At 66.8% G+C, this 21978-nt stretch carries 23 protein-coding genes; 16 read left to right on the top strand and 7 right to left on the bottom strand.

Going from position 1 to position 21978, the window contains the following annotated elements; genetic code table 11:
* The first annotated feature begins 31 nt into the window (after positions 1 to 31).
* Positions 32 to 775: a 4-hydroxy-tetrahydrodipicolinate reductase gene (gene dapB / locus AOP75_RS00700; RefSeq protein ID WP_062076475.1), complete on the top strand. Its 744-nt coding sequence runs from the start codon at positions 32 to 34 to the stop codon at positions 773 to 775.
* A gap of 9 nt (positions 776 to 784) precedes the next feature.
* The gene (locus tag AOP75_RS00695) at positions 785 to 1258 is read left to right on the top strand and encodes a hypothetical protein (protein ID WP_152649896.1); all 474 of its coding nucleotides are present in this window, start codon (positions 785 to 787) and stop codon (positions 1256 to 1258) included.
* A gap of 68 nt (positions 1259 to 1326) precedes the next feature.
* On the opposite strand, the gene AOP75_RS00690 is transcribed toward AOP75_RS00695, so the two are convergent.
* Positions 1327 to 1818 (bottom strand): GNAT family N-acetyltransferase, encoded by a 492-nt coding sequence (locus tag AOP75_RS00690; RefSeq protein WP_062076473.1) that lies wholly within the window; start codon positions 1816 to 1818, stop codon positions 1327 to 1329.
* A gap of 79 nt (positions 1819 to 1897) precedes the next feature.
* Here AOP75_RS00690 and AOP75_RS00685 point away from each other — a divergent pair, with 79 nt between their 5' ends.
* Positions 1898 to 2662, top strand: coding sequence for a ZIP family metal transporter (locus AOP75_RS00685; protein ID WP_062076472.1), 765 nt, complete (start codon positions 1898 to 1900; stop codon positions 2660 to 2662).
* 3 nt (positions 2663 to 2665) lie between these two features.
* Here AOP75_RS00685 and AOP75_RS00680 read toward each other — a convergent pair whose 3' ends face one another.
* From AOP75_RS00680 to AOP75_RS00660, 5 genes are all read right to left on the bottom strand, one after another.
* Positions 2666 to 2989 carry an AzlD domain-containing protein gene (locus AOP75_RS00680; RefSeq protein WP_236683047.1) on the bottom strand — a complete coding sequence of 108 codons (324 nt, stop codon included), beginning with the start codon at positions 2987 to 2989 and terminating at the stop codon, positions 2666 to 2668.
* Positions 2986 to 3684: an AzlC family ABC transporter permease gene (locus AOP75_RS00675; protein WP_062076471.1), complete on the bottom strand. Its 699-nt coding sequence runs from the start codon at positions 3682 to 3684 to the stop codon at positions 2986 to 2988. Before AOP75_RS00675 ends, AOP75_RS00680 begins: the two co-directional genes overlap by 4 nt.
* A gap of 196 nt (positions 3685 to 3880) precedes the next feature.
* Positions 3881 to 4516: a GNAT family N-acetyltransferase gene (locus tag AOP75_RS00670; RefSeq protein WP_062076470.1), complete on the bottom strand. Its 636-nt coding sequence runs from the start codon at positions 4514 to 4516 to the stop codon at positions 3881 to 3883.
* A gap of 2 nt (positions 4517 to 4518) precedes the next feature.
* Positions 4519 to 5037 (bottom strand): dihydrofolate reductase, encoded by a 519-nt coding sequence (locus AOP75_RS00665; RefSeq protein ID WP_062076469.1) that lies wholly within the window; start codon positions 5035 to 5037, stop codon positions 4519 to 4521.
* Between the two features lie 2 nt (positions 5038 to 5039).
* Complete coding sequence (locus AOP75_RS00660; RefSeq protein ID WP_062076468.1) at positions 5040 to 5843, bottom strand: thymidylate synthase; 804 nt, start codon at positions 5841 to 5843, stop codon at positions 5040 to 5042.
* A gap of 91 nt (positions 5844 to 5934) precedes the next feature.
* On the opposite strand from AOP75_RS00660, the gene AOP75_RS00655 reads away from it, so the two are divergent.
* The 5 genes from AOP75_RS00655 (at position 5935) to AOP75_RS00635 (ending at position 13849) form a co-directional block, all read left to right on the top strand.
* A complete protein-coding gene (locus AOP75_RS00655; protein ID WP_062076467.1) occupies positions 5935 to 6273 on the top strand; it encodes a cupin domain-containing protein in 339 nt (112 codons plus the stop codon).
* A 42-nt stretch (positions 6274 to 6315) separates the two neighbouring features.
* Positions 6316 to 7215 carry a 4-hydroxy-tetrahydrodipicolinate synthase gene (gene dapA, locus AOP75_RS00650; protein WP_062076466.1) on the top strand — a complete coding sequence of 300 codons (900 nt, stop codon included), beginning with the start codon at positions 6316 to 6318 and terminating at the stop codon, positions 7213 to 7215.
* A 7-nt stretch (positions 7216 to 7222) separates the two neighbouring features.
* Positions 7223 to 8905, top strand: a complete 1683-nt coding sequence (locus AOP75_RS00645) for a ribonuclease J (RefSeq protein WP_062076465.1) — start codon at positions 7223 to 7225, stop codon at positions 8903 to 8905.
* 79 nt (positions 8906 to 8984) lie between these two features.
* Complete coding sequence (locus AOP75_RS00640) at positions 8985 to 11588, top strand: FtsK/SpoIIIE family DNA translocase (protein ID WP_062076464.1); 2604 nt, start codon at positions 8985 to 8987, stop codon at positions 11586 to 11588.
* Positions 11573 to 13849: a putative bifunctional diguanylate cyclase/phosphodiesterase gene (locus AOP75_RS00635; protein WP_083966585.1), complete on the top strand. Its 2277-nt coding sequence runs from the start codon at positions 11573 to 11575 to the stop codon at positions 13847 to 13849. Before AOP75_RS00640 ends, AOP75_RS00635 begins: the two co-directional genes overlap by 16 nt.
* A 60-nt stretch (positions 13850 to 13909) precedes the next feature.
* Here AOP75_RS00635 and AOP75_RS00630 read toward each other — a convergent pair whose 3' ends face one another.
* Entirely contained in the window at positions 13910 to 15271 is a 1362-nt protein-coding gene (locus tag AOP75_RS00630) for a CapA family protein (protein ID WP_083966584.1), read from the bottom strand.
* Between the two features lie 62 nt (positions 15272 to 15333).
* On the opposite strand from AOP75_RS00630, the gene pgsA reads away from it, so the two are divergent.
* From pgsA to miaB, 8 genes are all read left to right on the top strand, one after another.
* Positions 15334 to 15966: a CDP-diacylglycerol--glycerol-3-phosphate 3-phosphatidyltransferase gene (pgsA, locus tag AOP75_RS00625; protein WP_062076463.1), complete on the top strand. Its 633-nt coding sequence runs from the start codon at positions 15334 to 15336 to the stop codon at positions 15964 to 15966.
* A 6-nt stretch (positions 15967 to 15972) separates the two neighbouring features.
* Entirely contained in the window at positions 15973 to 16497 is a 525-nt protein-coding gene (locus AOP75_RS00620; protein WP_062076462.1) for a CinA family protein, read from the top strand.
* A gap of 47 nt (positions 16498 to 16544) precedes the next feature.
* A complete protein-coding gene (locus AOP75_RS00615; RefSeq protein WP_062076461.1) occupies positions 16545 to 16856 on the top strand; it encodes a helix-turn-helix domain-containing protein in 312 nt (103 codons plus the stop codon).
* Between the two features lie 14 nt (positions 16857 to 16870).
* Complete coding sequence (locus AOP75_RS00610) at positions 16871 to 17104, top strand: DUF3046 domain-containing protein (RefSeq protein ID WP_062076460.1); 234 nt, start codon at positions 16871 to 16873, stop codon at positions 17102 to 17104.
* 228 nt (positions 17105 to 17332) lie between these two features.
* Positions 17333 to 18391: a recombinase RecA gene (recA, locus tag AOP75_RS00605; RefSeq protein ID WP_062076459.1), complete on the top strand. Its 1059-nt coding sequence runs from the start codon at positions 17333 to 17335 to the stop codon at positions 18389 to 18391.
* Positions 18391 to 18921, top strand: coding sequence for a regulatory protein RecX (locus AOP75_RS00600; RefSeq protein WP_062076458.1), 531 nt, complete (start codon positions 18391 to 18393; stop codon positions 18919 to 18921). The genes recA and AOP75_RS00600 overlap by 1 nt, the downstream gene beginning before the upstream one ends.
* Positions 18922 to 18975: 54 nt before the next feature.
* Positions 18976 to 20436 (top strand): ribonuclease Y, encoded by a 1461-nt coding sequence (rny, locus tag AOP75_RS00595; RefSeq protein ID WP_152649894.1) that lies wholly within the window; start codon positions 18976 to 18978, stop codon positions 20434 to 20436.
* A 2-nt stretch (positions 20437 to 20438) separates the two neighbouring features.
* Positions 20439 to 21977 carry a tRNA (N6-isopentenyl adenosine(37)-C2)-methylthiotransferase MiaB gene (gene miaB / locus AOP75_RS00590; RefSeq protein WP_062076456.1) on the top strand — a complete coding sequence of 513 codons (1539 nt, stop codon included), beginning with the start codon at positions 20439 to 20441 and terminating at the stop codon, positions 21975 to 21977.
* Position 21978: the final 1 nt, after the last annotated feature.

The raw sequence follows: 21978 nt of genomic DNA, 5'->3' as shown, positions 1-21978 counted from the left end.
CCGTGGTGACCACGCCCGTAGAGTAGTCCGCATGATTAACGTCGCAGTGCTGGGCGCCTCGGGGCGCATGGGAACTCATGTGGTGGACGCCGTCACGGCCGCTGATGACCTTCAGGTGGTCGCGGCCTTGGACGTGACGGATGACATCGCGGAGGCGGCCCGTGCGGGCGCCCAGGTCGCGGTGGACTTCACGGTCCCCGATGCCACGGAGGCCAATGTGCACGCCCTGATCGATGCCGGGCTGCACGCAGTGGTCGGCACGACCGGGTGGACGCGTGACTCCCTTGGCCGCGTGGAGGAACACCTGCGCGAGCGTCCCGATCTGGGCGTGCTGATCGCCCCCAACTTCGCCATCGGTGCCGTCTTGGCGATGCGTTTCGCAGCAATGGCGGCGCCCTACTTCGAGTCCGCTGAGGTCGTGGAACTGCACCACCCAAAGAAGGTCGACGCGCCCTCAGGCACCGCGGTCCACACCGCTCAGGGGATCGCCGCGGCCCGCGCGGCCGCTGGACTTGCCCCAAGCCCTGACGCCACGACGCACGACCCGGGCGGGGCGCGCGGCGCAGACATCGATGGCGTTCACGTGCACGCTGTGCGCTTGCGCGGCATGGTCGCGCACGAGGAAGTGCTGTTCGGCAACGAGGGGGAGGCGTTCACGATTCGCACTGACAGCTTTGACCGCGTGTCCTTCATGCCAGGCGTGCTGTTGGGGGTGCGCCAAGTGGGCCTGCACACCGGCCTCACCGTGGGCCTCGACCAGTACATGAGCCTGTAGATGTCGTTCATGCGTTCACCCGCGTTCCTCGGCGCCGTCGCCATGACGGTGATCCTCGCGTTGTATGTCGGGTTCGCGGCGAACTTCGCGTGGCTGCTGATCCGCAGCGATGCGTGGCAGGCGAAGGCGCTCGGCGTCTTCCTCATGGTGCTGCCAGTGATCGCAGGCTGGTACCTGGTGGTGGAGTGGCGCCTGGGGATGACGGTTCAGGCGATGTCGCGCGAACTCACCGAGCGCGAGGAGCTTCCGGCGTTCACGGGGGAGACCACTCCCGCGGGCCGGCTCACGGAAGAGGCAGCTCACGAGGCCTTTACCCTGGCGAAGGCCGAGGTCGACGCAGCGCCCGAGCGCTGGGAGCCCTGGTTCCGGGTCGCGTACGCGTACGAGGAGAACCGTGACCGGTCGATGGCCCGCAAGTCGCTGCGCCACGCCGCCGACCTGTTCCGCGCTGAGCGTCGGGCCCGGCGCCGTTCCCGCACCTAGGCCGGCGTCCGGCTACCGTCCTGGTCGCCGCGGTTGCGGCCCGCCTGGCAGTCAGGCGGGCGACCGCCTTAGTCGGTGAGCCGTGCCTTCCACATCACTTCGTGAAGTTCGTCCCCCGGGCCATCAATGCCGCGGCGCACGCCACCTTCGCCCAGTCCCGCTGAGTTGAGAAACGCGGCGCGGACCTCATCGCCTTCGAGCGCCCAAGCCTTGATTTCACCGCCGCCGGTAATCCGGACCGTATCGACGCACGCGGCCAACAGGCGCGACCCATGGCCCAAGCGGCGGTGTTCAGGCGCCACTTCAAGTGCAATTATCTCGGTGGTGGCCAGGGCCGCGAACCCCACCACGTGGGGACCGTCGGTGGCGATGAACACCCGGTGCTGGCGTGACGGCGGCGCCTCGATGGCTGCTGTCCACTGCGCCAAGATCTGATCGCGGGGCAAGGCTTCGACAGCCTGTTCGCCGAGCGTCAGCGCCCAGGCGGCGAGTTGGATGGCGGTGATCGCCTCCTCGTCACCAGGAACGGCGGGGCGAGCGGAGACATCTGCGGTAGGCATGCGTACCAGGGTACGCGGCGCTGGGCCGATGCCCGGTGTCAGCGCCGCTGGGCGCGACCTGCCTCGCTAGGGTGGCGGCATGGGCATAGGTGTGGCGGCGCTCGCGAGCGCGATCGGCATCGGTACGTTACTGGTGGGTGCGTGGGTCGCGTGGCGCTGGAACGTGTCCCGCCGCGCGGTCGCGGCAGTCATGGCGTTTGGCGCGGGCGTCATGGTGGCGACGCTCGCCCTCGAACTCGTAGCGGAGGCAGCCGACGGCGGGGGAGTATGGCCGGTCGTCGTGGGATTCTCCACCGGTGCGGTGCTGTATGTCGCTGGAGACCTGGCGATCGGCAAACTGAGCAAGCGCAGGGCGGCGCGGCAGGCGGCTGACGGATCGCGCAACATCACTGCGCGACGCGGCGGTGACAGCCCGGGCGACGGTGGCGCTATCGCCGTGGGCGCGCTCCTGGACGGGGTGCCTGAGGCCATCGTCATTGGGCTCTCCGCCCTCACAGGCCAGTTCCCGGTCGCGATTGTGGCGGCGATCGGTTTGAGCAACATCCCGGAAGGGCTCGCTGGCACTGTTCCGCTCAAGAAGTCCGGCCGGCCGGCGCGCTTTGTTTTTGGCTTGTGGGCGGGGATCACCGCCATCGCGACCGTCGCAGCCGTGGTCGGTGCCGTGGTGCTCGCAGGTGCGCCGCCGGAGGTGCTCGCGGTGACCACATCGATCGCCGCTGGCGCACTGCTGGCGATGGTGTGCAACGCGATGATCCCCGAGGCCTTTGCTGAGGATCACTGGGCGACGGGCCTCATCGCGGCGGCCGGGTTCTTGGTCGCGTTTGTGCTCAACGAACTGACGTAGCGCTTAGCCCCACCCGAGCGCACGGAGGCCGGCCGCCACGGCGGCCGCGGCGAACACGACCACGATGAATGGGGCGCGTCTCCACAGCAACACCGCCGCGACACCGACGGCCGCGACCCGTGCGTCGAGCACCACGTCAGTGCCGGAGGTAACTGCCTGCACCGCGAAGAGCGCGGCAAGCAGCGCTACCGTGACGTAGGCCGCGATGCGGTGCACACGGGGGTTCTCGAGCCACGACTCCGGGACAACGTGGCCTGCGTACTTGGTCGCCCACGCTAGGGCCCCGGCCGCGACGATCGCGATCCACATGAGGATGTAGTCGCTCACTCGGGCACCTCCTCAGGTGCACGCGGGGCGCGCCATCCCGCGGCTACGGCGACGAGTGCGGCAGCGAGGATCGGTAGCCCCGAGGGCAGGACGGGCGTGAGGACAAGAGCGATGACGGCCGATGCCGCAGCGACGGCCTGGGCTGGCGTGGTCGCCAACCGCGGCCACAGGAGGCCGAGGAACGCGGCCGCCGCGGCAGCGTCGAGGCCCCACTGAGCGGGGTCACCGATGCTCGAGCCCAAGAGTGCGCCGACCACCGTGATCGCGTTCCAGGCAACGAAGACACCCACACCGGTCCACCAGAAGCCGGTGCGGCGAGCACGAATGTCGTCTGCTGGTTGCGCGAGCGCCACCGCCGTGGACTCATCGATGGTCACCTGCGCGGCCCACGCGCGTCGCCACCCCGCGAGGGGTCGCAGGACGGGCGCGAGTGCTACGCCGTAGAAGCCGTTACGTAACCCCAGAAAGGTGCTCGTCGCCACTGCGGCCGCGGCGGTGCCGCCGGCACCCAACACGCCCACGAAGGCGAACTGCGAGCCTCCGGAGAAGACCAACAGGCTGAGTGCCATGGTCTGCCACACGTCGAGACCAGCGGCGACGGAGAGGGCGCCAAAACTGACGGCGTAGGCGCCCGTGGCCAAGGACACCGACAGCGCTTGCTGGCGCGCGGCATCACGTCGGGACATGGCCGTCATTGTGCCAGCGCCGGGAGTGCGCGGGTGACAGGTGTTGCGCCCACCCGGGGCCGCTCCTGGCCGCTACAGTTGCTGTCCATGAGCTCCGAGGACAAGCAGCAGCGCCGCGTGCGCATCGTCGCCCTGATCACCATCGTCGCCTTGACCCTCTCGGTCACAGGGGGCATCGTCCTCACGACGATCTTCGGTTAGCCCCTCAGCGCGGCGGATGCGGCCAGGGCAGTTCGCGGCCATCGGCATCGAAGGCTCGCGGACGTTCCACGCTCGCCAGCGGCTCCCGCGTGAGGTCTGCCGGTGCCGCCCACCACATCGTCGCTGATTCTCGGCAGCCGCGGTCGTAGCAGGCGTCGCCCCGAGCGTCCTGGAGCGTGAAGCCGAGCCGCTGCGGCACCGCCTGTGACCTCGCGTTTGATGGCGCGTGAGAGATGTCGATGACCGACGCGCCCGCGAGCCCTAGGCCCACCCAGGTGAGGGCCGCACAGGCCTCCGTCACCAGGCCCTGGCGTTCGTGCTCGGCGGCGATCCAGTAGCCAATGGCGAGCCGGTCGGGTTCCGCACGCACGTGGTATCCCGACCCGCCTACGAGTTCTCCCGTGTGCAGGAACATCCCGAACGTGTAGTCCTCGCCGGCATCGGCCTTATGGTTGGCGTCCGCAATAAAGGCACGGCGCTGCTGGAGGGACTGGGGCTCCACCGTGATCCACTCCATGTAGCGGGCCAGGTGATCAATGTTGCGCGCGATGACCGTGGCGAGTTGGTCGGCGTCAGGCTCCGTGTACCGACGGATGACCAGGCGGTCGGTCTCGATGCGATGGGGAACGCGGTACAGCACGCTTAGGCGCCGTGACGGCGTCGGTAGGTCAGGAACCGGTGTCGCGGGCCGGTCGCGGACTCGCGCCATCCGGAGTCTCCGGACTGGGTCCAGACGTCGGGGTCGATGACCGGCGCGAACGTGTCCCCGTCCACAATGAGGTCGATCTCGGTGACCTCAAGGGCGTCGAGCCGGGGCATCGCGTCGGCATAAACGCGTCCTCCGCCGATGACCCAGACGTCGTCGCTCGGCGTGAGCCGTGCCGCGGTTGTCAGCGCCTCCTCAAGCGAGCCTGCCACGGCATCGGCCCCGGGAACCTCTGGCGCTTTCGTGATGACGACGTTGATGCGGCCCGGCAGTGGCCGGAACTTTTCGGGAAATGACTCCCATGTGCGCCGGCCCATGACCACGGCCGAGCCACGCGTGAGGGAAGAAAAGTGCTTCAGATCCTCGGGCAACTGCCACGGCATGTCGCCGTGCGCGCCAATGACAGGCTGGCCGGCCTTGTCGCGCGCCTGTGCCCATATCGCCCTGAGTGCCATGGTCACACCGCGATGGGCGCTTTGATGCCCGGGTGGTGCTGGTACCCCTCGATGACCACATCGTCGAGGTCGTAGTCCATGAGCGAATCACGGCTCGCCAGGCGCAACGTGGGGTAGGGGTACGCCTCGCGGCTCAGCTGCAGTTCGGTCTGCTCAACGTGGTTCGCGTAGATGTGGCAGTCCCCGCCGGTCCACACGAACTCGCCCACCTCGAGGCCGGTTTGGGCCGCGATCATGTGGGTCAGGAGCGCGTAGGAGGCGATGTTGAAGGGCACGCCGAGGAACAGATCAGCGCTGCGCTGGTACAGCTGGCATGACAGCTTGCCGTTGGCCACGTAGAACTGAAACATCGCGTGGCAGGGAGGCAACGCCATGTTGTCGACCTCAGCGGGATTCCACGCACTGACGATGTGCCGGCGGGAGTCCGGCTTGGTGCGGATGGACTCGATCACGTTCGCGATCTGGTCGATGGAGTCGCCGCCGGGCGTGGGCCATGACCGCCATTGCGCGCCGTAGACGGGTCCTAGGTCGCCGTTGTCGTCGGCCCACTCGTCCCAGATCGTGATGCCGCGCTCCTGGAGCCAGCGCACGTTCGTGTCTCCACGCAAAAACCACAGCAGTTCGCCGGTGATGGACTTCATGTGGACGCGTTTGGTGGTGATGAGCGGGAAGCCTGCGCTCAAGTCGTAGCGCAGCTGTCGCCCAAACACGGACAGTGTTCCCGTTCCCGTGCGGTCCTCCTTGCGCGTGCCGGTGTCCAACACGTCGCGCAGCAGGTCCTCGTATGGAGTGGGGATCGCAGGCATGCAGACACTGTACGCGCCGCGCGCGCGAGCGAGCGTATGTCCACGCCGCGTATCGCGCGCGCACGGTGGGCGGGGATCCTATGGTGGACAGATGGAGATCCTGGACCTTGACGCGCTCATCGACGAGCACCTCGAGCTGGCGTACTCCGCGCACAGCGGCCGCAGTTCGTGCACCCTTGCGGGTGGACGTGAACACGACCTGCGTCAGACCTTGATTGTGCTGGCTGGGGGCAACGCGCTCCATGAGCACGACAGCCCCGGCGAGGCGACACTTCAGGTGCTGAGGGGAGAGGCGACCTTCACCGCAGGCGATGGGGCGCTCGCGATGTCGGCCGGCGATTTCCTGGTGATTCCACCGATCAGGCACGGGCTGGAGGCCGTCACTGACTGCGCGGTAGTCCTGACCGTGGCGACCCGCGGCGAGCGCTGACGGCGACGGTGATGGACCCCGTGGCGCGATAGGTTTAGCCCTATGACTCACAACCGCCCGCTGGGGACCGTGCTCACGGCCATGGTGACGCCGATGCACGACGATGGATCGCTCGACATCGACGGCGCAATCAAGGTGGCCGAGTTCCTGCTGGCTCACGGGTCCGACGGGCTCGTCATCTCCGGCACCACTGGCGAGGCGCCCACCACGCACGCCCCCGAAAAGGTCGAGCTCACCACGGCGCTCGTCGAGGCCGTGGGAGACCGAGCCACGATTGTCGCTGGCGCCGGGTCTAATGACACCGCGCACGCGGTCATGATGGCGCAGCAGGCACAGGAGTGCGGGGCGGACGGCGTGCTCGCTCTGACGCCCTACTACTCCAAGCCCTCCGACGTGGGCGTGCTTGCCCACTTCGAAGCGATTGCGAGCGCAACATCGTTGCCCGTCATGCTGTACGACATTCCCGGTCGCACGGCCAAGCCCATCAGCGATGGCGTCCTGGACGCGATCGCTGAGCGCGACAACGTGGTGGCAGTGAAGGACGCGACAGGAGACGTCGCACAGGCGAAGGCTCGCATTGAGCGCACTGGTCTCGCGTGGTACTCCGGGGACGACCCCCTCACGCTTGAGTTCCTGCGGGCTGGCGCCGTGGGCGTCGTGTCGGTCGCCTCGCACGCGGTCGGTGAGTCGATCTCCCGGATGATTGCGGCGCACGATGCTGGCGACGCCGAGACTGCGGAGGCCGAATACGAGGCCCACAGCGCAGCGATTGACGTGATCATGGGCGGCGGCCTTGGCGCCGTCACCGCAAAGGCTGCAATGCAGGCCCTCGGGGCAACGACGAGCCGCCACATGCGGCTGCCCCACGTGACTTTTGATGATGCCGAGTACGCCCACTTCGTCGCGCAACTGCGTGACGCCGGCGTACCGGTCAACCCCTAGGAGAGAAGTGACCTTCCACCCCGAACTGTCCGAACCCGCCGCACTCGAGCCAGGCACCCTCCGCGTGGTGCCGCTCGGCGGACTGGGCGAGGTCGGGCGCAACATGACGGTCTTCGAGATCGACGGCCGCCTGCTGATTGTTGACTGCGGCGTGCTGTTCCCCGAGGACACGCAGCCCGGCGTCGACCTGATCCTGCCCGACTTCAGCTACATCGAAGACCGCGTCGACGACATCGAGGCGATCGTGCTCACGCACGGCCACGAAGACCACATTGGCGCGGTTCCCTACCTGCTGCGCCTGCGCGAAGACATCCCGATCATCGGCTCGCAGTTGACCCTCGCGTTCATCGAGGCCAAGCTCAAGGAACATCGCATCACGCCGGTGACGCTGGCCGTCAAGGAAGGGCAAGAGGAGCAGCTAGGCAAGTTCGGCCTCGAGTTTGTCGCCGTGAACCACTCGATCCCTGATGCGCTCGCGGTCTTCATCACGACGTCCGCCGGCACCGTGCTGGGCACAGGCGACTTCAAGATGGACCAGTTGCCACTCGACGGCCGCATCACGGACCTGCGCGCGTTCGCCAAGCTAGGCGAGCGGGGAGTGGACCTCTTCATGGTCGACTCGACCAATGCGGAGGCTCCTGGCTTCACCGCCTCCGAGGTCGAAATCACCCCGGTGCTGGACCAGACCTTCGCGCAAGCCACTGGCCGCATCGTGGTCGCGAGCTTCTCAAGCCACGTCCACCGCGTCCAACAGGTCATCAACGCTGCGCACGCGCACGGCCGCCGTGTCGCCTTCGTGGGGCGCTCCATGGTGCGCAACATGAACATTGCCGCGGAGATGGGCTACCTGGATGTGCCGGCGAACATCCTGGTGGACGCCAAGAAGGCGGACAATCTCCCCGCGGACCAGGTCGTGTACATGTGCACCGGCTCGCAGGGTGAGCCGATGGCCGCGCTCAGCCGCATCGCCTCGCTCGACCACAAACTCAGTGTGGGCCCTGGCGACCTCGTCGTGCTGGCATCGTCCCTGATCCCCGGCAATGAGAATGCGGTGTTCCGCGTCATCAACGGCCTCATGCGCCTGGGTGCGACCGTGGTGCACCAGGGCAGCGCCCGTGTGCACGTGTCCGGTCACGCCAGCGCAGGCGAACTCCTGTACTGCTACAACATCGTGCGTCCCAAGAACGTGATGCCCATTCACGGTGAGGTTCGCCACTTGCTCGCCAACGGCAATCTGGCGATCAAGACGGGCGTGCCTCGTGAGAACGTCATCTTCGCGGAGAACGGCGTCGCCGTTGACCTCAAGGACGGCGTGGCTCGCATTGTGGGTGCTGTCGAGGTGCACAACGTGTACGTCGACGGCTCGTCAGTGGGTGAGGTCACCGACGCGGAACTGAAGGACCGCCGGATCTTGTCGGAGGAGGGCTTCGTCTCCGTGTTCGCGGTGGTGGATTCGTCCAACGGGTCCGTGGTCTCTGGCCCCGAGGTACACGCGCGCGGCCTCGCCGAGGACGACTCCGTGTTCGACGCCATCTTGCCCAAGATCAAAGAGGCGCTCGAGGAGGCCGCTGCCTCCGGCAAGGCTGACAATCACCAGTTGCAGCAGGTGATGCGACGCGTGCTGGGGCGGTACGTGGGCACCAAGCTACGTCGTCGACCCATGATCATCCCGATCGTCATCGAGTCTTAGCGAGCCGTGACGTTGCGATCCTCGTACGCGCGGGGTGGCAACACTCGATAGGGCCAATGCCCGGGTAGCCTCCGGAAGCATGGCTCAGTCACGTCCCGCGAGCACCCGCAGCAAGCCCGCGCCTAAGCGCGCGCCCGCCAAGGGCTCAGCGAAGAATGCCCCCAAGCGCCCTCCGGCGATCCTGCGCGGCGTGGTAGCCATGAGCCGTGGCGTGTCGAGCGGCGTTGGCTCTGCTGTGAGGAGCATCGGCCACGGCGCCCGGGAGGTGAGTCCCGAGGTCCGTCGTGACGGGGTCGCGATCTTCTTGATCATTGGCGCGATCCTCATCGCGGCACGGGAGTGGTTCGGCATGACGTCGTGGGCCGGCGCCGCGATCCATTGGGTCGTCGCCGGCTCCGTTGGCGTGGTGGGCGTAGTACTGCCCATCGTGCTCGGCGCGGCCGCCGTGCGCCTGTTCCGCGCCCCTCAAGAGGAGGAAGCGAACCACAGGCTCACCCTCGGCGCAGTAGTTTTGCTGCTCACCGTGACAGGCTTGGTCGCCATTATTGACGGCCGGCCAAGCATGAGCGCTGGCTGGGAAGGCCTCAGGGAGGCCGGTGGCTTCCTGGGGTTCGCCGTCGGCAACGGCCTGTCCAATCTGCTGTCCACACCGCTGGCCGTCATCGTGCTTATTCTGCTGACATTGCTCGGCATTCTCATCGTGATCGGGATGCCTGCGCGTGAACTCATCGCGCTGGTGAAGGAGCGGTTCGGTCGCGCCCCAGCCGACGACGACATGGACCTCCCTGAGCACCGCACCCTTGACCGTAAGGGCGCCAAGCCAGCCCGAGCATCGGCCCCCAAGAAGCGCCTGTTTGGCCCCAAGGAACCCAAGAAGGACGAGCGGCAACTCGAGCAGTACGAGGCCGATGAGGCTTTCGCGTCCGCCGCTGAGGTCGCTCACGGCGACGAGGAACCCGAGTTCGCCCCAGGCGGGACTGAGGTGCTCAAGACCGGCGGCAAAGTTTCGCCGTACTTGGCGGGCGCCACGGTCGCTGACGGCGACTCCGACGACCAGTACGAGGACGTCCCGTCCAAGGACCTGCCCCAACGCGAAGCTCCCGCGACCACGCGCTTGGTCCCCACCGGGCAGCAGGGCGAACTGGAAAACTCCCGCCCCTATGTGTTGCCGAGTACCGAGATCCTTGCCAAGGGAGCGCCCCACAAGACCCGCTCTGCTGCCAACGACCGCGTCGTGGAGGCGCTCAAGCAGGTCTTCGAGGACTTTGGCGTCAATGCGGAAGTCACCGGCTTCACGCGCGGCCCAACGGTCACACGTTACGAGCTCGAGCTCGGCCAGGGCGTGAAGGTCGAACGCATCACCAACCTGTCCAAGAACATTGCCTACGCCGTCGCGAGTCCCGACGTGCGCATCCTGTCGCCCATCCCAGGAAAGTCAGCGATTGGTATCGAGATCCCCAACGTTGACCGCGAAACGGTGGCGCTGGGAGACGTCCTGAGGTCCTCGACCGCGATCAAGAACGATCACCCCATGGCGATCGGCATCGGCAAGGACGTCGAGGGCGGCTATGTGATGGCCAACCTCGCCAAGATGCCGCACATGTTGGTCGCCGGTGCCACCGGTGCAGGTAAGTCGTCGTTCGTGAACTCGATGATCACGTCGATCCTGATGCGTGCCACCCCAGACGAGGTACGCATGGTGCTGGTGGATCCCAAGCGTGTAGAGCTGACGATCTACGAGGGCATCCCGCATCTCATTACTCCGATCATCACGAACCCAAAGAAGGCCGCGCAGGCCTTGGAGTGGGTGGTGAAGGAGATGGACATGCGCTACGACGACCTCGCGATGTTCGGCTACAAGCACATCGACGACTTCAACAAGGCCGTCCGCTCGGGCAAGCTCAAGCCGCTGCCCGGTTCGGAGCGCACGCTCACCACCTACCCCTACCTGTTGGTGATCGTCGACGAGCTCGCCGACCTCATGATGGTGGCGCCGCGCGACGTCGATGAGTCCATCCAGCGCATCACTCAGCTCGCACGCGCCGCCGGTATTCACTTGGTGCTCGCGACCCAGCGCCCCTCGGTCGACATCATCACGGGAACCATCAAGGCCAACGTGCCCTCCCGCCTCGCGTTTGCGACGTCGTCCTTGGCGGACTCGCGCGTGGTGCTCGACATGCCTGGCGCCGAGAAGCTCATTGGTCAGGGTGACGCGTTGTTCCTTCCCATGGGCGAGTCCAAGCCCATGCGCGTGCAGGGCGCGTGGGTCTCGGAGTCGGAGATCCACGCCGCGGTCGAGCACGCCAAGGACCAGGCGAACCCGGAGTATCGCGAGGACGTCACGCAGCCGCAGGGCAGTAGTGCCGTCGTCGCAGAGGACATCGGGGATGACCTCGATGACCTCGTGGCGGCTGCAGAACTCGTCATCACGACGCAACTGGGCTCCACCTCGATGCTCCAGCGCAAGCTCAAGATGGGCTTCGCGAAGGCAGGACGCTTGATGGATCTGCTCGAGACGCGCGAGGTCGTTGGCCCCTCGCAGGGTTCCAAGGCGCGCGAGGTACTGGTCGGTCCTGACGACCTTGCCGCGACACTCGCTATCCTGCGTGGAGAGAGTCCTACACCGGCGCCAAGCGCCGACGTCGACGAGGAGGTCGAAGGAGCACCATGGGAGGAGTCGTAGACGTGTTGACGGAGCCCGCCGTAGCGTGGACGGGCACCTTCGCCGTTCTGATCCTCGCGTGCCTTGCCCTCTACTTCTTTGGACGGTCACGCCGCGCCCGCCTCGCGCAGGAGCAGATTTCCGCTCGGGAACGCCGCTTGCGGCGCCAGTTCGAGGCCGTCATGTCTTCCACCCGCGATGGCGTGCTGATCGTGACCCGCACGGACGAGATCGCACTGCTGTCTGACGTCGCCGCCAACGTCCTGGGCGTCGATCGCGCGGCCGCGGTCGGCAAGCCGCTGTCGCGCCTGGGTCTGAGGGTCGTCGACGACCGCCTGCGGCCCATCCTGCTGCGTGAGGCCTTTGGCATCGACACTGACGACGTCAAGTCACGCATCGTTGGCGTGCCCGGCCGCCGCGGCGCCGATGACGTGCGCTGGGTTCAGGTGCGCGCGCGAGTGGTCCAGGACGGGCTCGACGACGGTCCCGTGACCATCGTCACCATCATGGATACCTCTGGGCTGCGTGAGGCCGCTGAAGCGATCAGCCGGTCCGACGCACAGTTCCGCAAGGCCATGGAGAACGCTCCCATCGGGATGGCGTTGGTCGACCTTGAGTGGCGCCTCATGGAGGTGAACCGGTCGTTTGCGGAGATGATGGGCTCCACGGTCGCGGCCTTGCGCGGCGTGCCGTTCTCGTCGCTCTCGCACCCGCAGGATCTCCACGCCGAACGCGACCAGCTCACGCGCCTATATGAGGGCCTCCAGAACCGCTTCAACCTGGAAAAGCGCTACGTACGCGCCGACGGCAACGTGGTGTGGGCCAAACTTGACGTGGGACTCGTGCGGCACGCAGGCGGTGCGCCCGACCACTACGTGGTCCAGGTGCGCGATAGCACCGACGACCGCATGCATTCCGAGATCCTCGCGCACCGAGCCATGCACGACCCCTTGACGGGCCTCGCCAACCGGACCCTCATGCAGGAGGTCCTGCAGGAGTTGCTTGACCAGCCCGATCCCGAGTCGCGGGTGGGCGTGCTGGCCATCGACCTTGACGGCTTCAAGGGCCTCAACGATCGCTTTGGGCACGCCACTGGTGACAATGCCTTGGTGCACGTCGCTGGCATTTTGCGCGCGGCTGCGGCCGGGCGCGGCACGGTGTCGCGTATTGGTGGCGACGAGTTCGTGATCGTGGTGCAGGACCACGACTGCTCCAAGGCGATGTACGACATCGCCGGGGCGATCCACGATGGCCTGCGCCGTCCCATCCAGATCAAGCGCCACCAGGTTGCCCTGCACGCCTCCGTCGGTATCGCGATCGCGGACGCGGAGACCATGGACGGGGGAGCACCCTCGCTGCTGAGCGCCGCCGACTCCGCGATGTACCGCGCCAAGTCCATGGGCAAGGCGCGCACCGAGGTCTTCGAGCCATCGATGCGGACGGCGAGCGAACGCAATACCGGTCTTGCTGCGGAGTTGGCAGAGGCCATCGAGCGCGGCGATCTGGTGCTGCATTACCAGCCCATCTTGGAACTGCGCACCCGGACTGTGGTGGGCTACGAGGCGCTCGTGCGCTGGCAGCACCCCACGCGCGGGCTACTGCTTCCCGGCAGCTTCCTGCCCCTCATTGACGACCGCAACCTCTCCGTCGCGCTGGGGATGTCCCTCGTTGACCAGGCCGCGACCTTCCTCGCGACCGGACCGTCGCAGTCGACATGGGTGTCGCTGAACGTCTCCGCCGACCAGCTGGGAGACTCGGAGTTCGCGGACAAGGTCCTCAGCGCGATTGGTCACTACCGACTGAGCCCGCAGCGTCTCGTGGTCGAGCTCACTGAGGCCTCGCTCGTGGCGCCAAACACGCGCATCCGGCACGAGTTGACGGAGTTGCGCAACGCGGGCGTGCCCATCTTGCTCGACGACTTCGGGACGGGCGTCTCGCCTTTGAGTTATTTGCGCGACCTCCCTGTGTCCGGCGTGAAGCTCGACATGTCCTTCGTTGCCGGCATCCCCGAGGATCCCGCCGGCGCGCGTGTGTCCCGGGCTCTCGGGGCGCTGGCGCGCGAGCTCGGCCTGGCAACCATCGCGGAAGGCATCGAAACCGAGGACCAGGCAGAGTTCCTCGCTGACTGCGGGTGGCGCTACGGCCAGGGCTGGCTGTTCGGTGTTGCCCAGCCCGCGCAGGCGTTGCGCGAGCAGCGCCCGGAGTTCATGTCGAGCCTGATCGACCCGCGGCCCACGGAGGGCGAGACGGCCGTGGAGGCCATGCGCTTGGACCGCGACTAACGCACTGACCTGCGGCTGCACTGACTTGCGGCTGCACTGACAGGCGGCGCCGTCTGTGCGCTACGGGCGCGCGCTAGGGCTTGCAGAAGCGCTCGCACCCGGGCTGGCCTCGGCAGCCGTTTCTGACCGCGCTCGGACGCTCACCGCGTCAGCGAGGGGGCCGATGGGGGAGGTGCGTTCCGTGGCCTGTGTCCCGACGGCGTCGGCCACCAGACCGTACCGGGTGGCGACCTCAGACGCGGTGAGGGTGCCGGCCCCTTGTTCGATTTCGGTGAGCGCATGCATGGTGTGCGCGTCGCGCCGGTCGATCGTGAGTGGCGTCCACTCGGTCGTGACCGTTGTCGCGCCGTCGGGTGCAACAGAGATGGTCGCGGACAGCAACACGCTTGAAGCCGTCTGGGGCACGCAGCAGGCACTGTCTTGGTTGGACAAGAAGTTGCCGAGGCCAAAGGCGGTCCACATGCCCTCGCCGGTGGGGCCTCCCTCGAGCAGTTCGAGGGGCTGGGGCACATGCGCGTGGTGGCCTACGTAGAGATCGACGGCGCCGGAGTCCGCGATCTGCTGCGCGATGTCGCGCTGCGCTGGGGTGGGTTCCGTCTGGTACTCGACGCAGCAATGCACCGAGGCGATCACGACGTCGGCTCCCTTGTCGCGGGCGCCACGAGCCGCCTCGATGATGGGGGCGGCGTTGGCCGCGTCGGCATCGAACGTGTCGACAGACCACGGCATGCCCTCGGGCTTAGGGAGGCCATTGAGTCCATACGTCCACGACAGGTGGGCCACCGTCACTGTGCGGCCGTCAGCTTCGACGTCGTACACCTGTGTCTGTGCAGCTTCGTCCTCGGTGCGGGCGGTGCCGGCGTACCCCAGCCCCTCGTCGATCAACGTGTCGATGGTGGCCTCGAGGCCCGCATAGGCGCGGTCGACGGAGTGGTTAGAAGCCGTGGAACATCCGTCCCAGCCCGCCTCGCGCAGGTCGGTGATGAGCTGAGCGGGACCGCCAAACAGGGGATACCCGGTGAAATTGCCGGTGGCGTCGACGGGATACTCAAGGTGGCACAAGCCCAGGTCCGCGCCCTCCACCCACGGGGTGATGCCCTCCATGAGCGCGGAGAAGTCCATTCCGTCTGCGTGTGTGGCGGACCGCACGACCGGCATGTGAGGCAGCACATCGCCTCCCGCCACCACTGTGAACTCCACCGTGGGTGTGGTCGGAGTCGGCGACGGCGTGGGGCTGGGCTGGGGGGCCGATGCCGCGGCAGATGCGCTCGGCGTGGGGCTTGGAGAGGTGGCGAGGTCCGTGGGGTCCGGCTGGGTGGCTAGCGCCGCCACGGCGACACCGCATGCGCCGCCCACGACTGCCGCCGCGGCGGCGGCGATCCACCGTCGGCGTCGCGGGTTGGTCGCGGGGCTGGCAAGCATGCGGCCATTATCCAGGGGTCGCGATGGGCGACGTGCACACCAGCGGGCTATAGGGTTGAGGCGTGACAGCGACCCTCCCCAACGCGATCACGGCAATGCGCCTGGTGATGGTGCCTGTTGCTGTGTTCTTGCTGTTCATCGATGGGGACCAGGAGGGCGCCGCCCGCTGGTGGTCGCTGATCCTTGTGGTGCTCGCATCGCTGACGGATTGGCTCGACGGTTACCTCGCCCGCCGCTGGAACGTGGTGTCGTCATTCGGCAAGCTTGCCGACCCCATCGCGGACAAAGCACTGGTGTTGGGCGTCCTCGCCGGCTTGGTGTGGGTTGACGGTCTCCCGTGGTGGCCGCTTGCGGTGCTGGTGGTGCGTGAGGTCGGCGTCACGGTCGGACGCCTGGCGGTCGCCAAGGGCGTCGTGATCCCCGCCTCCCGTGGAGGCAAACTCAAGACTGTCCTGCAGATGGCCGCGATCATCATGTTCCTCATTCCAGGCGCTCCAGGATGGATCGACGTAGCCGCGTGGTGGATCCTCGTCGCCGCCGTCGTCGTGGCGGTCGTGACCGGAATCGACTATGCGCGCATGATCGCGCGCGCCGCGCGTGCTCACCGGGAATCGCGCGACGGCGCCACTAATGCGGCTACGCCCCACGGCCAAGGCGCGGCGTCCGACTCACACTCCGCTACGGACGGAACGTAAGCCGCGATGACCGGCCCGGCCCCGTCCGTGTCCCAGCAGGTGATCGAGGCCGCGCGGGCGCGCGGGCTCACAGTGGGCAGCGCCGAGTCCCTGACGGGAGGCTCGGTCGGTGCGAGCCTCGTGGAGGTGCCAGGCGCATCGGCCGTGTATCGCGGGACTATTACCGCTTACGCCGTCGACGTGAAGCACACCGTGCTGGGTGTGGGGGCCGACATTCTCGATACGCCAGGCCCCGTCTCGGCAGAGGTAGCCACGGCCATGGCGCACGGTGCACGTCGCGTGCTTTCCGCTGACCTCGCAGTCGCGACCACCGGCGTCGCAGGGCCTGAGCCCCACGGCGACCACGCTCCTGGGACAGTCTGGATTGCGGTCGCCACGGCAGATGGCGACTGGGCGCGGTGCCTCCACTGCGACGGTGGCCGCGCGCACGTGCGCGAGCGGGCCCGCAGCGCCGCGCTCGAGCTCGCCTGGGCCGTGCTCACGGACGCCCAGAGCGCGCGGGCCTGGCAGTCGGGAACACAACTGGGGTAGTCTGCGTTGGACATGGCGTGACCACCATGATCGGGAGGAGGCGGCACATGCCTGTGCTTCGCAACGAAATTGGCGACGTTCTCCGGGACGCGCGCCTGACGCAGGGCAAGACTCTGCGGGACATCTCTTCTGGTGCACGCGTCTCCCTGGGCTACCTGTCAGAGGTGGAGCGCGGTCAGAAGGAGGCGTCCTCCGAGCTGCTCGCGTCGATCTGCGATGCCTTGGACGTGCCCATGTCGACCGTGCTGCGTGAGGTCTCTGACCGCTTCGCCACCGCTGAATCCCTCGACACCGTCGAGGTCATGCCGCGCATCCCTGACACGGTTCCTGAACTCCTCAGTGGTGTCCGCGCGCGGTAGCGCCTCCTCATTCCGTGCGCATTAGCGAGTTTTGGTCACTTGCCGACTCCGTGTTCGGTGAACGGTACTCACGCACGCTTGCCCGCGAACTCGCACTCGATGCGCTGGACTCACGCACCTGTGAACAGGCGTTGTCGGACGGTGTCGCTGCGAGGGATGTATGGCACGGACTGTGTGATCAGATGGATGTTCCTGCCCATGCCCGCGACGGCGGCCAGCGGGAGACGATGATCCCACCGCCGCGGTAAGCGTCCCGCGGCTGGTTCTGAATGCGCCTGGCGGCGATTCGGCGACACGCCCGTCGGCTTGGCGCGCATTCGAACATGCGTTCGACTAGGCTGGTCCCCAGGACGCAATTCCATGGATTGTTGTGCACACACGAGCACGCGCCAGGGCCGCTGTGTCACAGGTACGGCGTAGCGTCGTCAGTGAACTCAACGGCACGGCAGGAATGCCACGAACGACAGGGAAATGACATGGCACAGGCAGCAGACCGCGGCAAGGCCCTTGAGGCGGCGCTCGGGCAGATCGATCGTCAGTTCGGCAAGGGGTCGGCCATGCGGCTCGGCGAGTCGAAGAAGGTAGCGGTCGAGGCGATCCCGACTGGTTCGCTTGCTCTCGACATCGCGCTCGGCATTGGTGGTCTGCCGCGCGGCCGCATCGTGGAGGTCTACGGCCCCGAGTCCTCGGGTAAGACGACCGTCGCCCTCCACGCTGTCGCGAACATGCAGCGCCAGGGCGGCACCGCGGCGTTTATCGACGCCGAGCACGCGCTGGACCCCGAGTACGCCAAGAAGCTGGGTGTCGACACGGACAACCTGATTGTCTCGCAGCCTGACACAGGCGAGCAGGCGCTTGAGATCGCAGACATCCTCGTGCGCTCCGGTGGCGTTGACATCCTCGTGATCGACTCGGTGGCAGCCCTGGTCCCGAAGGCGGAGATCGAGGGCGAGATGGGCGACTCCCACGTGGGCCTGCAGGCGCGCCTGATGTCACAGGCCCTGCGCAAGATCACCGGTGCGTTGAACACCACTGGCACGACCGCCATCTTCATCAACCAGTTGCGCGAGAAGATCGGTGTCTTCTTTGGCTCGCCGGAGACCACCACTGGTGGAAAGGCGCTGAAGTTCTACTCGTCGGTGCGTCTGGATGTGCGCCGTATCGAGACGCTGAAGGAGGGCACCGAGCCTGTCGGAAACCGCACCCGCGTCAAGGTCGTCAAGAACAAGATGGCCCCGCCCTTTAAGCAGGCGGAGTTCGACATCCTGTATGGCCAGGGAATCTCCAAGGAGGGCGGCATCATCGACCTCGGTGTCGAGCACGGCTTCATCAAGAAGTCCGGCGCTTGGTACACCTACGAGGGCGACCAGTTGGGCCAGGGCAAGGAGAATGCCCGCAACTTCCTCAAGGACAACCCTGAGCTCGCGACTGAGGTGGAGTTGAAGGTCAAGCGCAAGCTTGGCGTGGGCGGTCTGAGTGAAGAGGACGCGCCTGCAGACGCAGCGCCGGAGGACAAGGAGAGCGCCACCTTCTGATGGCGTCCTCGTCCCAGCGCAAACAGGCACGCGCGGGGTCGGCGTCCCACGACGCTGACCCCGGCGAGCGTGCCCGGGAGATCGCGCTGAGACTGCTGTCGCATTCGCCTCGTTCCACGGGGCAGTTGCGGGAGGCGCTGATCTCCCGCGACGTTCCCGACGACGTTGCCGATGAGGTCGTCGCTCGCTACGTCGAGGTGGGGCTGCTCGACGACGCCGCTTTGGCGGGCGCGATTGCTCGCACTCGCCACAACGAGCGCGGCAAAGCACGGCGCGTGATCGCGCAGGAGCTAAGGCGTAAAGGGTTCGACGACTCACTTGTGCAGGAGGCGGTCGAGCAGATCAGCGACGATGACGAGCGCGCCGCGGCCGCGGCGCTCGCGCACAAAAGGTGGAATCAGTTGTCGCACGTCGACAACGATGCTCGCGCGCGACGCGTCGTGGGCATGCTCGGACGGCGTGGTTATTCGCCGTCGTTGGCGTTCTCGCTCGTGAAAGACTTGCAACGTGCCGATAGTGAGGGTGCGTAGTCTGTCACCAGCGTCCGAGGGGCGCGTGAGCCTCGAGACCCAAGGAGAGTGGGCGTGACGCAACTGATCGCCACCGTCGCGACCCTGGTGTTGTTGCTGGTGTCCCTACTGCTGGTGCACTTCGCGCGGCGCGAGGCTTCCGACATTCGCCGCTCCAGCACCGAGGAAGTGCAGAGTATCCGCACGGAGGCGCGCGAGCTGTTGTCGGAGGCACAACGCCGCGAGGAGCGGGTAGCGCAGCGCGAAAAAGAACTGTCGGCCGACCAACGCGCCGCCCAGAAGTACTCACGCGCGCTCGACGAGCGTGCCGCAGTCATCGCGCGCGACGAGCGCCGCCTCCACGAGGAGCGCAGCGGCTACGAGCGTCAGCAGCGCGAGGCTCTCGCTGACATCGCCCACCTTGATGCAGACGAGGCGAGGACGGCGCTCGAGGCGCGTCTGATCAAAGATGCCAAAGAGAGTGCGCGCACGACCGTGCGCCGCATTGGCCGCGCCGCGCGCAAGGACGCCGACCGCAAGGCACGCGAGATCCTCGTTCAGGCGATGCAGCGCCAAGCCGCGGACACGTCCTCCGAGAGCGCGACGGTATGGATCGACTTGCCGAACGAGGAGATGAAAGGGCGCATCATCGGTCGTGAGGGCCGCAATATCCGCGCCTTTGAGGCTCTGACCGGCGTTAACGTGATTGTCGAAGAAGGCGTGAATGCAGTCCAGTTGTCCTGCTTCGACGTCGCGCGTAGAGAAATCGCCGAGGTCATGCTGCGCGATCTTGTCGAGGACGGCCGCATCCACCCGCAGCGCGTCGAGGCCGCGTACGCGAAGTCCGTTGAGGAGGCCGAGCAGCGTCACCATGACGCCGGGCTCGACGCCCTCGAGGCTGCACGCGTCAGCGCAGTTGACCCCGCGATGATCGAAGCTCTGGGGAAGTTGCGCCTGCGCACGTCGTATGGGCAAAACGTGTTGGCCCACCTGGTGGAGTGCGCACAGATTGCGGCAGACATCGCTCAAGAGATCGGTGCAGACGTCGACCTGGCACGCCGCGCAGCGTTCATGCATGACATCGGCAAGGCCTTCACACACGACACTCCCGGAACGCACGCAGCGATTGGGGCGGCGTTCGCCGCCGAGCATGGCGAGCAGCCCAGCGTCGTGAACGCCATCGCTGCCCACCACGACGAGGTGCCGCAAGAGACGGTTGAGGCCGTGATCGTGCAGGTCGCTGATGCCGTCTCCGCAGGTCGTCAGGGCGCCCGCCGTGACGACTCTGACGGCTACGTGGAACGCCTCGAGAACCTCGAGCACTTGGTCGCTGAGCACGCAGGGGTCAGCCGCGTTCTCGCCATGTCCGCCGGCCGCGAGGTGCGCGTCATGGTGGAACCAGACGAGGTCGCGGACTCCGCGGTAGGGGATCTGGCGCGTACAATTGCTGAGCACATCAGCAATGACCTCAGCTTCCCTGGGGAGATCAAAGTGACCGTGATCCGCGAACGCCGCGCGGACGCCGTCGCAGGATAGGCATGACAGACACCGCACTCGCACCCACGTACCTCGTCAAAACGCTCGGATGTCAGATGAACATCCACGACTCTGAGCACATGGCGGGTCTCCTCGAAGGCGCCGGCTACACCGCCGCCGCGCCGAACGAATCCGAGGCAGACGTCGTCGTCATCAATACCTGTGCGGTCCGCGAAAACGCAGCCAACAAGCTTTACGGCAATCTGGGGCAGTTGGCGTCCGTCAAGGCCAGGCGTCCTGGCATGCAAATCGCCGTCGGCGGCTGCCTTGCGCAGAAGGACCGTGGAGAGATCGTCGAAATGGCGCCCTGGGTGGACGTCGTGTTCGGCACTCACAACCTCGACGTTCTGCCAGCTTTGCTTGAGCGCGCCCGGCACAACGCTGAGGCTCAAGTGGAGATCGAGGAATCTCTGCAGGTGTTCCCGTCCACGCTGCCGAGCCGTCGAGACGCCATCTCGAGCGCCTGGGTGTCAATCTCGGTGGGGTGCAATAACACGTGCACCTTCTGCATTGTTCCGTCGCTGCGTGGCAAGGAGCGCGACCGCCGGCCGGGGGAGATTCTCGCGGAGGTCGAGGCGCTCGTGTCTCAGGGCGTCGTCGAGGTCACGCTCCTGGGGCAAAACGTCAACTCCTACGGCGTCGAGTTCGGTGATCGGGGAGCCTTCGCCAAGCTCTTGCGTGCCTGTGGTCAGATCGATGGGCTCGAGCGCGTGCGCTTTACCTCGCCCCACCCCGCAGCGTTCACTGACGACGTCATTGACGCCATGGCGGAGACGCCCAACGTGATGCCGAGTCTGCACATGCCGCTCCAGTCCGGCTCGGACGCGGTGTTGCGCGCCATGCGTCGGTCCTACCGGTCAGCGAGGTTCCTCGGAATCCTCGACAAGGTGCGGGCGGTCATGCCTGACGCTGCGATCACCACTGACATCATCGTCGGCTTCCCAGGGGAGACCGAGGAAGATTTCGAGGAAACGCTTCGAGTGGTCGAGGCCTCGCGCTTCTCGAGCGCCTTCACGTTCCAGTACTCGCCGCGGCCAGGGACGCCGGCCTTCGACTTGCCGGAGCTTCCCAAGGAGGTCGTTCAGGCGCGTTTCGAGAGGCTGCTTGCGCTGCAGGACCGTATCTCAGTCGAGGAAAATCACAAGATCGTGGGCCGCACCGTCGAGGTCCTCGTGTTGGACAGCACAGGCAAGGGCTCGGGTGGCCGCAAGGATGCGCAGCACGAGCGCATGTCCGGGCGTGCGCCGGATAACCGACTTGTGCACTTCACGGTTCCCGAGAACGGGCCGGCTCCCCGCCCGGGAGACCTGGTGACGGTCGATGTGACGCATGCGGCGCCGTATCACCTGATCGCCGACTCCGCGATTGCCGGCGGGACCTACGCCGTGCGATCCACGCAGGCGGGCGATGCGTGGCAGCAGGTGCGCGACGGTGGCCACGACCACGGGGGTGGCGGCTGTGGTAGTTCCTGCGGCACGGGCACACCCGCCGCGGGTCCAGTAGGACTGGGGATCCCCACCTTGCGCGTCGCCGGAGCGTGAA

The organism is Demequina globuliformis (assembly GCF_000975155.1).
GTDB lineage: Bacteria > Actinomycetota > Actinomycetes > Actinomycetales > Demequinaceae > Demequina > Demequina globuliformis.
The sequence above is the reverse complement of the archived record's forward strand: the minus strand, read 5'-3'. Positions and strand labels throughout refer to the sequence as shown.